Genomic DNA, 12,895 nt, shown 5'->3' with positions numbered 1-12,895 from the left:
GTATGAGAATTCTGGTGATCGGCCCGTCATGGGTGGGCGACATGATGATGTCGCAAAGTCTCTATCGCACGCTCAAGGCGCGCTATCCCCAGGCGATAATCGACGTGATGGCACCCGCGTGGTGCCGTCCGCTGTTATCGCGCATGCCGGAAATGAATGACGCCATTCCGATGCCGCTCGGCCACGGGGCGCTGGAAATTGGCGAACGCCGTAAACTCGGCCACAGCCTGCGCGAGAAGCGCTATGACCGCGCGTATGTCCTGCCAAACTCCTTTAAATCCGCCCTGGTGCCTTTCTTTGCGGGCATCCCGCACCGCACCGGCTGGCGCGGTGAAATGCGCTACGGCCTGCTGAACGACGCGCGCGTGCTGGATAAAGAGGCCTGGCCGCTGATGGTGGAGCGCTATGTGGCGCTGGCCTATGACAAAGGCGTCATGCGCAGCGCGAAAGATCTGCCGCAGCCGCTGCTCTGGCCACAGCTTCAGGTTAACGAGGGTGAAAAATCCCACACCTGCAACGCGTTTGGTCTTTCGTCGGAACGTCCGATGATTGGCTTCTGCCCTGGCGCCGAGTTCGGCCCGGCAAAACGCTGGCCGCACTATCACTATGCGGAGCTGGCGAAACAGCTGATTGACGAAGGCTACCAGATTGTCCTGTTCGGTTCGGCCAAAGACCACGAGGCGGGCAACGAAATCCTCGCGACGCTCAGTACCGAGCAACAGGCGTGGTGCCGTAACCTGGCGGGAGAAACCCAGCTTGAGCAGGCGGTGATCCTGATTGCCGCCTGTAAAGCCGTGGTCACCAACGACTCCGGGCTGATGCACGTTGCTGCTGCGCTCAACCGCCCGCTGGTTGCGCTGTATGGCCCAAGCAGCCCGGACTTCACGCCACCGCTTTCGCATAAAGCGCGTGTTATTCGGTTGATCACGGGCTATCACAAAGTGCGCAAAGGCGATGCAGCAGAAGGCTATCACCAGAGCCTGATCGACATTACCCCGCAGCGCGTTCTTGAAGAGCTTAACGAACTGCTGTTGAGCGAAGAAGGATAACGGATGCGGGTACTGATCGTTAAAACGTCGTCGATGGGCGATGTGCTGCACACGCTGCCGTCACTGACGGACGCCATGCAGGCCATACCGGGCATTCGTTTTGACTGGGTGGTGGAAGAGGGCTTCGCGCAGATCCCCACCTGGCACGAAGCGGTCGACCGCGCGATCCCGGTGGCGATTCGTCGCTGGCGCAAAGCGTGGTTCTCCGCGCCGATTAAAGCCGAACGCAAGGCCTTCCGCGAGGCGGTACAGGCGCAGCGTTATGATGCCATCATCGACGCCCAGGGGCTGGTCAAAAGCGCCGCGCTGGTGACGCGACTGGCACACGGCATAAAGCACGGCATGGACTGGCAGACCGCCCGCGAACCGCTGGCGAGCCTGTTCTATAACCGCCGTCACCACATTGCAAAGCAACAGCATGCCGTCGAACGTACCCGCGAGCTGTTTGCAAAAAGCCTCGGTTATACCAAACCGGAAACCCAGGGTGATTACGCCATTTCGCAGCATTTCCTTCACAGTTCGCAGCAAGAAGGCGCACCGTATTTAATTTTCCTGCATGCGACGACCCGCGACGACAAACACTGGCCGGAGGCGCACTGGCGCGAACTGATCGGCCTGCTGGGGAGTGCGGGGTTACGTATCAAACTCCCGTGGGGCGCTCCCCATGAAGAAGCGCGCGCCAAACGCCTGGCGGCAGGGTTTGATTATGTGGACGTTCTGCCGCGCATGAAACTGGATGGCGTCGCCCGGACGCTGGCCGGCGCTACGGCAGTGGTCTCCGTGGATACGGGCCTCAGCCACCTGACGGCGGCGCTGGATCGACCTAATATTACGCTTTACGGCCCAACGGACCCGGGCCTTATCGGCGGCTATGGAAAAAATCAATATATCTGCCGCCCGGAACACTCATCGCAGCTGAGCGACCTCAGTGCCGCTGCGGTATTTGCGCAATTAAAGCCTTTGCTGGCAGCAGAGAGAGCTTATGTCTGATTTTTTCTCAGCGGAGCGTCCACCCAGGCGCGTACTGATCGTTAAATTACGTCACCACGGTGACGTGCTACTGACTTCGCCGGTGTTCACCGTATTGAAAAAGAACTGGCCGAACGTGGAAGTCGATGCGCTGGTCTATGACGACACGCAGGCGATGCTGACCAGCCATCCGCATATCGACCAGGTCCATACCATTGGGCGCAACTGGCGCAAGAAGGGCTGGTTTGAACAATTCCGCCTCTACCGCACGCTGCTCACGACCCTGAAAGGCCGTCAGTATGACGTGCTGATTAACCTGACCGAACACTGGCACGGCGCGCGTCTGGCGCGTCGCCTGAAACCGCGCGTCTCCGTCGGCTTCAAACCGGATAAACGCAGCGGTCTTGCACGTCGTCGCTGGGTGAAATCATTTACCACGCTCTACCCGGCGATCCAGGACAACAGCCGCCATATGGTGGAGGTCAATCTGGATGCCCTGCGCCGGATCGGCATTCATCCGCAGTCCGATGAAGACAAACACACGCTGTTTGTCCCCGGCGACGCGGCGGAAGCCTCCGTTGCTGAAAAGCTGGCCGGTTTTGGACTGGCGAGTAAATCCTACATTCTGGTTCACCCGACCTCGCGCTGGATGTTTAAGGCCTGGGATATCAACAAGCTGGCAGCGACCATTGATAACCTGGCGGCGCGCGGCCTGCCGATTATCCTCTCAGCCGCGCCGTCAAAAGAAGAGCAGGCCTACATGGACGCGCTGCGCGCTGCGCTCACCCAGCCGGTCTTTGATTTAAGCGGTCAGTTGAACCTGAAAGAGCTGGGCGCGCTCATGAAGCACGCGCGGGTGTACTTCGGTGTCGATTCTATGCCGATGCACCTTGCAAGCGCCGTCGGTACGCCAACCGTCGCCATCTTTGGCCCTACCGGCGCCATTAAGTGGGCGCCGTGGGGGGTGAACTACCGTGTGATTGTCGCCGGATTCACCTGCCAGCCGTGCGGCAAAGCGGGCTGCGGAGACAGCGGTGTCTCAGACTGCATCACCGCCATCACCCCGCAGCAGGTGCTGAGCGCCATCGATACGATGCTCCTGGAAACGGAAACCCCTGCATGAAGCTGGCGATTGTCCGACAGACTTACAACCCCAACGGTGGCGCAGAGCGTTTTGTCTCGCGTGCGCTGAACGTGCTGGCGCAGGATACGTCGCTTGATGTCACGCTGATTGCCCGCCAGTGGGAGGATGCCGCAGGCTGGAAAACGCTGACGGTCAATCCGCCGTTTCGTAATCGCATCGCGCGCGAGTCCGGTTTTGCCACCGAAGCTGCCGCGCATTTTGCGCAGTTTGATATTGTGCAAAGCCACGAACGCATACCGGGAGCGACCATCTTCCGGGCGGGCGACGGGGTTCACGCCACCTGGCTTGAGCAATATGGCCGCATTCTGTCGCCGCTGGCGCGCTGGGCGCAGTCGCTCAGCCGGTACCACCGCTACATCCTGCAGGCTGAGGCGCAGATGTTTACCCATCCGCAGCTGCGCAAGGTGATCTGTAATTCGAAGATGGTGCGTGATGATATCGCCCGTCGCTTCGGACTGCCGGAAGACAAGCTGACGGTGATCTATAACGGCGTCGACACCGTTCAGTTTAGCCCTGAGGTCCGTGCCCTTTCGCAGCGCGATGCGCTGGGTATTCCCCGTAATGCACCGGTGCTGGCGTATGTTGGGTCGGGCTTCAGCCGTAAAGGCGTCGCTACCGCGCTGCGTGCTATTGTGGCGCATCCTGACGTCTGGCTGCTGGTTGCCGGGCGCGATAAACATGCACGGAAGTTCGAAAAACTGGCGCAGACATTGGGTGTTTCCTCACGCGTGACATTCCTGGGGCCGGTGGCCAACGTGCGTGAAGTGTATGGCACGGCGGATGCGCTTATCCTGCCGACGCTCTACGATCCCTTCCCGAACGTCTGCGTGGAAGCGCTGGCCTGCGGTTTACCGCTGCTTACCAGCCACGGCTGCGGCGCGGCGGAGTGGATTACCGAGGGTAAAAACGGCTGGGTGCGTGATGCGCTGGACAGTGAAGGCTACCAGCAGGCCATCTCGCTATGGCTGAAAGGCCGGGAACAGGGTGTTGATTACTCCGCCGCTGCGCGTGCAACTGCCGAGCCCTTCACCCTGGACAAAATGGCGAAAGAGCTACAGGCGCTTTATCGTGATTTGCTGCGCTGAACCGCATCGGAGAAGACTTTCTCCATCGCGTCCAGCATACATTCCCGGGTAAAGTGCGTGCTCAGGTAGTCATATCCCTGTTGCGCGAGCGTCTCGCGAAGGGCTGAGTCGTCATAGAGTTGCAGAATGGCATCGTGCAGTGCGTTTTCGTCGCGCTGCGCGATGAGCAATCCCGTTTGCCCGTTAATCACCGCATCTCCCGTTCCACCCGCATCCGTCGCAATGGTCGCAACGCGGCTGGCTAACGATTGCAGCACGCCCTGCGGGACACCTTCCATATCGTGCGAAGGGCTGAGCGCAATATCAAATGCCGGGAACCAGCGTTCCGGATCGGATTGATGCCCCGCCATGACTACGCGCTGCTGTAACCCCAGGGCAGTGATTTCCTGCTCCAGCGCCGCTTTGTGCGGGCCCTCGCCAACAATCGCCAGCCTGATCTGCGGATTGTCGATTTTCGCCAGGGCGCGCAGCAGTACGCTATGGCCTTTGTTCGGGCGCAAATGCGATACCACGCCCAGCCAGAAATCATCCTGAGACAAACCACAATGCGCCCGGGCCTGGTGCTTATCTCCCGGATGGAAACGCTGCGTATCAACGCCGCTTGGCACCGACGTGCTCTGGGACATCGGCACGCCAATGTTTGCCACCTGATGGCGCAGCGCCTCCCCGGTGGTCACGATATGCGCGCAGGCCGTGCGGAACAGCCAGCGGGTCGTCCAGTTGTTACGCGGTACGCCGGACGCATGACGGGTTCTCACCAGCGGTACGGGACTGGAGAGCGTCAAATTCGCCAGCGCCACCAGCCAGGTATCGGCAGAGTTATGGCTGTTAATGACGTCAATTGACTGTCGGTTATCTTTCAGCCAGCGACGCAGCAACTGCAGGTTTTTAAGGTTCTTACGCTTCAACGGCATAGTGACCACCGTTAACCCGGCATTGCGCGCCAGGGCGTGCAGCGGCGCGGTTTCCGGACACAGGAGAGTCACCTTATGGCCACGCTGAATCATCCCTAGCGATTCGTTAATAATGCGCAGAGGCTGTCCGCCTTTGCCGCCGTCTGCTTCAGTGTGAACAATATGCATACATTTCCTGTCGTTAAGCTGAAAGCGCTGTTCAGACTGCCGATTATATACGTGGGTATTACGGTAATGCACAGGCGGATTAATCTTGCTTACAAACATTGTCCTTCTGTAGTTATGGCTTATGTGGTAATTTTCTCAGGCTTTTATTCCATTCGAAATCAGTGGAATTTGCGCATGGCATTGTTAACTAACCGGTATTAACGCCGAGATCCTTTACCAGTACCAAAATTATGACAAATACTCGTAACATCCTGACAGGTCTTTTAGTCCTGTCTGTACTGGCTTTATGTTTTATCTGGCCAATCCCAAACGATCAGCTCCCTTTTCATCGTAACGGTCTGATTTATCCTAATATTGTGGTGGCGCTCGGTCTTTTCTTTAGCTCTTCCGTGGCGAGAAAAGCGCTGGACTTAAACAAAATTAAGTTCGTGCTTATTGTGCTGTGGGCCTTAACCTTCTTTATCCTGATTAACGGCTTTTTTGTCGCGCCAGATATTAAAGAAATGGTATCGACCTGGGATGGTCAGTGGTTACGTCCGGTATTACTTTTCTGTGCGGGGCTGGTGTTATTACCGGTGATTCAGGAGCGCTTCCCCTCTTTATCGGCTGCCCGTTTCTTTACTCTCGTCGTCCTTTTTTTCTGGGGCGTCGTCTGTATTCACCTGCTTGATACCGCCTGGCTTTACTGGCGAGACGGCGTGATCCACTGGGGCGAAACGCGGATTGTTTATAACCGCACGCGCATGAGCTTCCAGGTCAATATGATCACCGGTTTCCTGCTTGCCGAACTGCTTGCGCGCGGTCTGCTGCATCAGCGTTTCTTACGCCTGAAGACACCGTTCCTCGCCTTTATGCTGCTGTGTAACCTTGTCTGCACTGCGTTAGTTGATACCCGCTGGGGAACGATCGGCCTGGTCGGCAGCCTGTTCTCCACCTTCATTCTGCTCAGCCTGCACAGTATGCGTCGCAGTCGCGTGGTGCTCACTGGTGGTATCCTTCTGGGCATCATTATCGTTTCCGCGCTTCTGGGCTATGCCTCCTGGAAAACCGATCCGCGCTGGCAAAGCCTGGAAGATGATGCGGTAACAGGCTGGAACGCGCCTTTCACCAGCTTTTGCTACAACAAAACTAACGGGACGGTACCGAGGAACGATCTGGGCCGACCAATGAACCACTCCAACGGGTGCCGCGCCAGCTTCTTCCATCAGGGCTGGAAACTGGTGGGTGAGCATCCTGCGGGAATGGGACCGCGCAAAGAGGCCTTCCGCTACGTATTGCGTCGCGACACGCAGGACAATCGCATTAATATCCCGCACAGCCACTATGGCCTGATTGAGTTTGGTATTCAGAACGGCGTTGCGGGCATCGCGGGCTGGCTGATTTTACTGGCAGGCTGCTGGTATATCGGCTGGCGTGAGTTCCGCCATGGTAACGCGATGGTGGGGATGTTCCTGCTGCTGTTTACGGTTGGCTTCTTCTCGCGAACCATGGTCGACCACAATCTGAAAGATCACTACCTGGAGCAATATATGCTGTTAACCGGGTTGCTGGTTGGGATGTGCGCATTACGCCCCGCTAAACAGACAGAAACAACCACCTGATCGCGTGTACCTTGCGCCGGGGGTCATAAATGCCGGCGCATAGGTATCCATCAGAACTCTTTTGCCTGCCGGCTGTCGAAAAGCCATTGTACGTTACTGTAAAGCTCGTCGGCCGCATCTCACCGCATGACATTACGGAGTAAGCATGTCTGGAACGCCTCAATTAAGCCTCGTTGTCGCCGTCTATAATGGCGAAAATTTCCTGAGCGCTTTTTTTGAAAGCATTAAGAAACAGAATCTGCCAGGTCTGGAACTTATTATTGTTAATGACGGATCAACTGACGGTTCTGCAGATATCATCGCCCGCTACGCCAGTGAATTCAGTCTTTTTAAGGTTATTGACCAGCCTAATGGCGGTGTCTCCGCGGCCCGTAATACCGGTCTCGCCATGGCAACGGGCGATTACGTCGCGTTTCCGGATATTGATGATGTCATCTACCCGGGGATGTATCCGCGTTTGCTGGAAATTGCGCTTGCCGGGCAACTGGACGTCGCGACCTGCAACGGCACCTATATTTATGATGACGGACGCCCGTCGAAGAAGATCTTCCCTTCAGATAAACTCGCGTCAACCGGCGTGTTGGACGGCCCGACCTGGCTGCAGATGGCGCTCGAATCCCGCAAGTTCCTGCACGTGACATGGCTGAATATCTATCGACACTCCTTTATTAAAGAGCAGGGTTTTCGCTTTGAACACGGCCTGCGTCATCAGGATATTCCCTGGACGACGGAAGTGCTGCTCACCGCCAGACGCGTGCAGTATATTGATGAGGTCTATTACGATTACCTGATCCACTCCGCTTCCGTTTCCCATACCCCAGGCACGGACGATACGCGTATGCGTTCCTCGCGCCACTATATGAAGATTCTGGAGATGCTGGACGCTATCAATAAGCGCTATCCGGAACAGGTGAAACGCGTGCCGGCCTGCCACTGGCAAATCGCCAAAGAGGGTCTGGGGATCCTGCACAGCATTAACAACATTGACGATATGGCCAAAAAACGCGAGATCACCCGTGAGCTTTTCGACCGCGGTATCTGGACCCTGATCTGGCAAAATGCGCGCGGCCTCCGCCAACGGTGGCGTCTGGGACGTCGCTACTTCCGTCTTAAAAAAATTCTTGGCTAACGGAAATTATGAGCAAACTTAAATTACACGCGGTCTCCCGCGCGGATTTCATCGCTAAAAACTACGCAGATTTCCAGACCCTTCTGGATAACCATGTCAATCCTGACGATATTCCGGAGCGATTTTATTGTGGCGGCCGCGGTGGCTGGACGTTCCAGACCACACTGGCGCTGAAGCACTATTATGGTGACGCAATCGAGTGTTCGTTTGGCTCTGAATGCAGGCCCGATGCCATTAACCTGATGCATAACGACGACTTTGGCTCTCGCGTGAAGCCATGGCGTGGCTTCACCGTGGTCGCACGTGCGGACCGTCCTCCCGTCATTGGCGCCGATGTTGTCGTCGACCAGAACCCGGAAGTGGATAACCATAACAACCGTATCTTCGTTCCCTACTGGCCACAGCCGGGCGTGAAACCCCGTGAGCGCACCGACGAGACCATCAAAACCGTCGCGTTCTTTGGCCGTGTGGACAGTTTCCCGGACGAATACCGCGAAGGGAATTTTAAGCAACGCCTTGCCGAACAAGGTATTGAGCTCCGCATCTCGTTCGATAACTGGACCAACTACCAGGACGTGGACGTGTGCATCAGCTTTCGCAAATCACACGACCACAAACTGGCGCGTAAGCCTGCCAGTAAGCTCATTAACAACTGGCTGGGCAAAACAGTGATGGTTTGCGACGACGAGCCCTCTTATCGTGCAATCCGCGAGAGTGAGCTGGACTACCTGATCGCCAAAACCCCTGATGAAGCCTTCGATGCCATTATGCGGCTGAAAAACTCCCCTGAACTGTATCGTCAGATGCGCGAGCAGGGTGAAAAACGTCTCCAGGTCTATTCCCGCGAAGCGGTCGCTGCACGCTGGTACGCCCTGTTTGAGGATATCTGGCGTAAAGGATTGCACAATCGCCCTACGGTGGTTCGCGCACTGCGCTTTGGCTTTGGTAAAGCCATTCGCCCGCTGACTAAAAAGTTCTGATCGGAATAGAGTCCTTCCATGTTTAAAACAACTTCATCCTCTTCGTTCACCCCACGCAGTAATCTGTTGCGTACCCTGGGGTTGACGCTGGCATTCCTGCTGCTGTTCTCGCTCTCAGAAATCATCATTCTGCTGAAAGATCATGTCTATCAGCCGAAATCCGGTGATATCTCACTGTATCTGATCATCTCTCTGCTGGCTGCTGCCAGTGCGCGTTTCTTCCTGACTCGCCTGCTGCTGGCCGTCACGTTTATCGTGCAGATTTCGGAAGCGGTGTACTACCAGTTCTACGGTCAGTTCTATGGCCCAAGTGAAGTCTGGCTGGCGTTCGTGGAAACGAAAGACATTGCCAGCGGGATCACAGACAGTCTGGGTTCACTGGGCATCTACTTCGCCATCATGATTGTGGCCATCGTCTTTGCGCTGGTCTTTGCGCGTCGTCTGGCGCCACTTTGGCACAAATGGATTGCGCTTCCTTGCCTGCTTGCCATCGTCGTGATGTTTGTCGGCCAGTTCTACAAAGCGGTCGACGGGCAGATGTACAAATTCAACCCAGACCTGCGCCACTCCCTGCTGCGTAACGGCCTGTCCGCGATGAGCTTCAGCGCTATTCGCCTGATCCCGGAAGCGATGTCGGGTGAAAACCAGAATCTGACCCATTACGACCCTTACCAGGTCACCCCTGTTGCGGGAACGCACGCCGGTAAATACTCCATTATTCTGGCGATTGGTGAGAGCCTTAACCCGCACCACGTCAGCGCCCTGGGCTACGAGCGAGATACCACGCCAGAGCTGAAAGCGCTGCTGCAGCAGTATCAGGGTACAGGCCGGCTGATTGTCTCCAACGCGGTGTCCACGCGTGTGGCCATTCCAATGCTGGTGAACAACCTGCGTGAACCGGATAACTACGGGGCCTATAAATCTAAATCCACCAATATCTTTGCCAACGCGAAGAAACAGGGTTATCAGACCGCCTTTATCTCCGCTCAGGGGCTGGAAGGTCTCAGTAACTGGATTGGCATCCATGACATCGATTTATGGGAAGATACGCAGATCCGTCCGGCGCCAGATGTCGGTGCTGACGTTGTCCTGACGCCATCCGTGGAAAAGGCCACGCTGGACTGGAACAAGCCGTTCCTGATGGTCCTCAACAGCCGTGCGCCGCATATCCCGTACGAGCGTAACATCCCTCAGGGCTTCGCGAAGTTCTCTACGCCGCGTCTGAGTGATGATGTGGCGCAGAAGAAAAATGAGTATGACGACGCCGTTCGTCTGTACGATAAAGAACTGGCATCCGCTATTCGTTTGGCCATGGCGAAATCCAGACTGCCGGTCCTGGTATTTATCACCTCTGACCACGGCGAACGCGTGGGCGATAACGGTTTGTTCGGTCACTCCGTGGTGGAAATGCCGATTGCTCAGGTACCGTTCCTGTACTTCAGTAACGATCCGGAGTACGCCATGAAGAGCATCAGCCCGCAAATGCCGCTGAACCATTACCAGGTGGCGACGCTTATCAACAAGATGCTGGGTTATGACGTCAGCAACCCTAACCAAAAAGATGACAGCTTCTTCATCACCGGCGGTGATATCCGCGGCCTGTCGGAGCGCGTAACCTACCATCTGAATGCGCTTCCCGAAGCGGAGCGTTAATCTGAAGCATCATAAACGGGCAAGCGATTGCCCGTTTTTTTATCTGCGAATGAACGTAACGCAGGCAAATGGATGCCTAAAAACACCAAAGAGATAGCTTTAGACGGCCCAAATGCTTAGAATTTGCCCGCCGAAACTAAAAAAAACGGATAATCGCTTGGAATTGTTGTATACCGCTCTGCTCTACATCATTCAGCCGCTGGTGTGGCTGAGACTGTTGCTTCGTAGCCGTAAAGCGCCTGCGTATCGTAAACGCTGGGCTGAGCGCTATGGCTTCTGCCGCAATAAAGTCGCACCGGACGGTATTTTGCTGCATTCCGTTTCTGTCGGTGAAACGCTGGCGGCGATCCCGCTGGTGCGCGCCCTGCGTCACCGCTATCCGTCGTTGCCGATCACCGTCACGACGATGACGCCGACCGGCTCGGAGCGCGCGTTATCCGCTTTTGGCAAAGACGTTCATCACGTCTATCTCCCTTACGATCTGCCCTGCGCCATGAATCGTTTCCTGAATACCGTTCGCCCGAAACTGGTGATCGTGATGGAAACCGAACTGTGGCCGAACATGATTTCCGCTCTGCATGCCCGTAAAATTCCGCTGGTGATTGCCAACGCGCGCCTGTCAGAGCGCTCGGCGAAAGGCTACGGCAAGCTGGGTAAATTTATGCGTCGCCTGCTCGGTAAAATTACGCTGATTGCCGCGCAAAACGAAGAAGACGCCGCCCGCTTTGTCTCTCTGGGGCTCAAACGCAACCAGCTCGCGGTAACGGGCAGCCTGAAGTTTGATATTTCTGTTACCCCTGAACTTGCTGCTCGTGCAATCACCCTGCGTCGCCAGTGGGCGCCGCGTCGTCAGGTCTGGATTGCAACCAGCACCCATGATGGCGAAGAGGCCATTATCCTGCAGGCTCACCGTCAGCTGCTGGAAAAATTCCCCGATTTACTGCTAATCCTCGTTCCACGCCATCCCGAACGTTTTAAAGATGCCCGCGAAATGGTGCAGAAAGGCGGTTTCAGCTACACCCTGCGCAGCAGCGGTGAGATCCCTTCCGGCAGTACCCAGGTGGTGATTGGCGATACGATGGGCGAGCTGATGCTGCTCTACGGCATTGCCGATCTGGCCTTTGTCGGCGGCAGCCTGGTGGCGCGCGGCGGCCATAACCCGCTGGAGCCGGCAGCGCATGCCATTCCGGTGCTGATGGGGCCGCACACGTTTAACTTCAAAGATATCTGCGCAAAATTGCAGCAGGCCGAGGGTTTAATCACCGTGACCGATGCGGACTCCGTGGTCAAAGAGGTCTCGACCCTTCTGACTGACGAAGATTACCGCCTGTGGTACGGTCGCCATGCCGTCGAAGTGCTGCATCAGAACCAGGGCGCACTCACCCGTCTGCTGCAACTTCTGCAACCTTATCTGCCTCAGCGGAGCCACTAATGTCAACGCGTCTGTCGGTCGTGATGATCGCCAAAAACGCCACCGACCTGCTTCCGGACTGCCTGGCTTCCGTTGCCTGGGCTGACGAAATTGTCGTGCTCGATTCCGGCAGCACGGACAACACGGTAGACGTTGCCCGGACAGCGGGCGCCAGGGTTTTTATCGACACGGACTGGCAAGGCTATGGCATCCAGCGCCAGCGCGCGCAGGGATACGCCACGGGCGATTATGTCCTGATGCTCGATACTGACGAGCGCGTCACGCCAGAACTTCAGCAGGCCATTCAGGCGGTGCTTGCCTCGCCTCAGCCTGGCGCGGTATACAGCATTGCCCGCCGCAACTACTTCCTCGGCCGGTTTATGCGCCACAGCGGCTGGTATCCAGACCGTGTGATGCGCCTCTACGAGCGCGAACGTTACCAGTACAACGACAACCTGGTCCATGAATCTCTGGACTGTGGTAGCGCGCAGGTGATCCCCCTGACGGGCGACCTGCTGCACCTGACCTGTCGGGATTTCGCCAGCTTCCAGCGTAAACAGCTTAACTACGCCACCGCATGGGCGCAGGAGCGTCACCAGCGCGGTAAAAAGACCACGCTGACCGGAATCTTTACCCACACGCTGGGGGCGTTTCTGAAGACGCTATTGCTGCGTGGCGGCATACTGGACGGTAAACAGGGGTGGTTACTGGCGGTGGTGAATGCACAGTATACTTTCAACAAATACACCGAGCTGTGGGCGCTCTGCCGCGGCTACTCTGAGAAAACGTGAG

Annotated in this window: 11 protein-coding genes; 10 read left to right on the top strand and 1 reads right to left on the bottom strand. The window is 56.6% G+C overall.

Annotated elements, in window-relative coordinates:
* Nucleotides 1-2: 2 nt before the first annotated feature.
* The 4 genes from rfaF to GM298_RS12080 are packed head-to-tail and all read left to right on the top strand — an operon-like array spanning nt 3 to nt 4,247.
* A complete protein-coding gene (gene rfaF, locus GM298_RS12095; RefSeq protein ID WP_266154163.1) occupies nt 3-1,049 on the top strand; it encodes an ADP-heptose--LPS heptosyltransferase RfaF in 1,047 nt (348 codons plus the stop codon).
* A 3-nt stretch (nt 1,050-1,052) separates the two neighbouring features.
* A complete protein-coding gene (rfaC, locus tag GM298_RS12090) occupies nt 1,053-2,039 on the top strand; it encodes a lipopolysaccharide heptosyltransferase RfaC (protein WP_262747862.1) in 987 nt (328 codons plus the stop codon).
* Nucleotides 2,032-3,141 (top strand): putative lipopolysaccharide heptosyltransferase III, encoded by a 1,110-nt coding sequence (gene rfaQ / locus GM298_RS12085; RefSeq protein ID WP_128339045.1) that lies wholly within the window; start codon nt 2,032-2,034, stop codon nt 3,139-3,141. Before rfaC ends, rfaQ begins: the two co-directional genes overlap by 8 nt.
* Complete coding sequence (locus GM298_RS12080) at nt 3,138-4,247, top strand: glycosyltransferase family 4 protein (RefSeq protein ID WP_266154162.1); 1,110 nt, start codon at nt 3,138-3,140, stop codon at nt 4,245-4,247. Before rfaQ ends, GM298_RS12080 begins: the two co-directional genes overlap by 4 nt.
* On the opposite strand, the gene GM298_RS12075 is transcribed toward GM298_RS12080, so the two are convergent.
* Nucleotides 4,226-5,329 carry a glycosyltransferase family 4 protein gene (locus GM298_RS12075; RefSeq protein WP_266154161.1) on the bottom strand — a complete coding sequence of 368 codons (1,104 nt, stop codon included), beginning with the start codon at nt 5,327-5,329 and terminating at the stop codon, nt 4,226-4,228. The genes GM298_RS12080 and GM298_RS12075 overlap by 22 nt on opposite strands.
* A gap of 230 nt (nt 5,330-5,559) precedes the next feature.
* Between GM298_RS12075 and GM298_RS12070 the strand changes: the two genes are divergently transcribed.
* From GM298_RS12070 to GM298_RS12045, 6 genes are all read left to right on the top strand, one after another.
* Nucleotides 5,560-6,930 (top strand): O-antigen ligase family protein, encoded by a 1,371-nt coding sequence (locus tag GM298_RS12070; protein ID WP_208283804.1) that lies wholly within the window; start codon nt 5,560-5,562, stop codon nt 6,928-6,930.
* A 145-nt stretch (nt 6,931-7,075) separates the two neighbouring features.
* Nucleotides 7,076-8,059 carry a glycosyltransferase gene (locus GM298_RS12065; protein WP_266154160.1) on the top strand — a complete coding sequence of 328 codons (984 nt, stop codon included), beginning with the start codon at nt 7,076-7,078 and terminating at the stop codon, nt 8,057-8,059.
* Nucleotides 8,060-8,067: 8 nt separating this feature from the next.
* On the top strand, nt 8,068-9,039 hold the full coding sequence (locus GM298_RS12060; protein WP_094918678.1) for a glycosyltransferase: 972 nt from the start codon (nt 8,068-8,070) through the stop codon (nt 9,037-9,039).
* A gap of 18 nt (nt 9,040-9,057) precedes the next feature.
* Complete coding sequence (locus tag GM298_RS12055; protein ID WP_262747860.1) at nt 9,058-10,692, top strand: sulfatase-like hydrolase/transferase; 1,635 nt, start codon at nt 9,058-9,060, stop codon at nt 10,690-10,692.
* Between the two features lie 157 nt (nt 10,693-10,849).
* Nucleotides 10,850-12,124, top strand: coding sequence for a lipid IV(A) 3-deoxy-D-manno-octulosonic acid transferase (gene waaA / locus GM298_RS12050; protein WP_025758451.1), 1,275 nt, complete (start codon nt 10,850-10,852; stop codon nt 12,122-12,124).
* The gene (locus GM298_RS12045; protein WP_266154159.1) at nt 12,124-12,894 is read left to right on the top strand and encodes a glycosyltransferase family 2 protein; all 771 of its coding nucleotides are present in this window, start codon (nt 12,124-12,126) and stop codon (nt 12,892-12,894) included. The genes waaA and GM298_RS12045 overlap by 1 nt, the downstream gene beginning before the upstream one ends.
* Nucleotide 12,895 lies beyond the last annotated feature (1 nt).

The sequence above is a fragment of the Enterobacter sp. HSTU-ASh6 genome (genome assembly GCF_026319105.1).
Lineage (GTDB): Bacteria > Pseudomonadota > Gammaproteobacteria > Enterobacterales > Enterobacteriaceae > Enterobacter > Enterobacter sichuanensis.
This window is presented reverse-complemented; position numbering and strand designations above follow the sequence as displayed.

Coding starts and splice junctions, on each gene's coding strand:
- GM298_RS12055 (WP_262747860.1), top strand. CDS start 9,058: ATGTTTAAAACAACTTCATCCTCTTCGTTCACCCCACGCAGTAATCTG.
- GM298_RS12080 (WP_266154162.1), top strand. CDS start 3,138: ATGAAGCTGGCGATTGTCCGACAGACTTACAACCCCAACGGTGGCGCA.
- rfaQ (WP_128339045.1), top strand. CDS start 2,032: ATGTCTGATTTTTTCTCAGCGGAGCGTCCACCCAGGCGCGTACTGATC.
- rfaF (WP_266154163.1), top strand. CDS start 3: ATGAGAATTCTGGTGATCGGCCCGTCATGGGTGGGCGACATGATGATG.
- GM298_RS12070 (WP_208283804.1), top strand. CDS start 5,560: ATGACAAATACTCGTAACATCCTGACAGGTCTTTTAGTCCTGTCTGTA.
- rfaC (WP_262747862.1), top strand. CDS start 1,053: ATGCGGGTACTGATCGTTAAAACGTCGTCGATGGGCGATGTGCTGCAC.
- GM298_RS12065 (WP_266154160.1), top strand. CDS start 7,076: ATGTCTGGAACGCCTCAATTAAGCCTCGTTGTCGCCGTCTATAATGGC.
- GM298_RS12075 (WP_266154161.1), bottom strand. CDS start 5,329: ATGCATATTGTTCACACTGAAGCAGACGGCGGCAAAGGCGGACAGCCT.
- GM298_RS12060 (WP_094918678.1), top strand. CDS start 8,068: ATGAGCAAACTTAAATTACACGCGGTCTCCCGCGCGGATTTCATCGCT.
- GM298_RS12045 (WP_266154159.1), top strand. CDS start 12,124: ATGTCAACGCGTCTGTCGGTCGTGATGATCGCCAAAAACGCCACCGAC.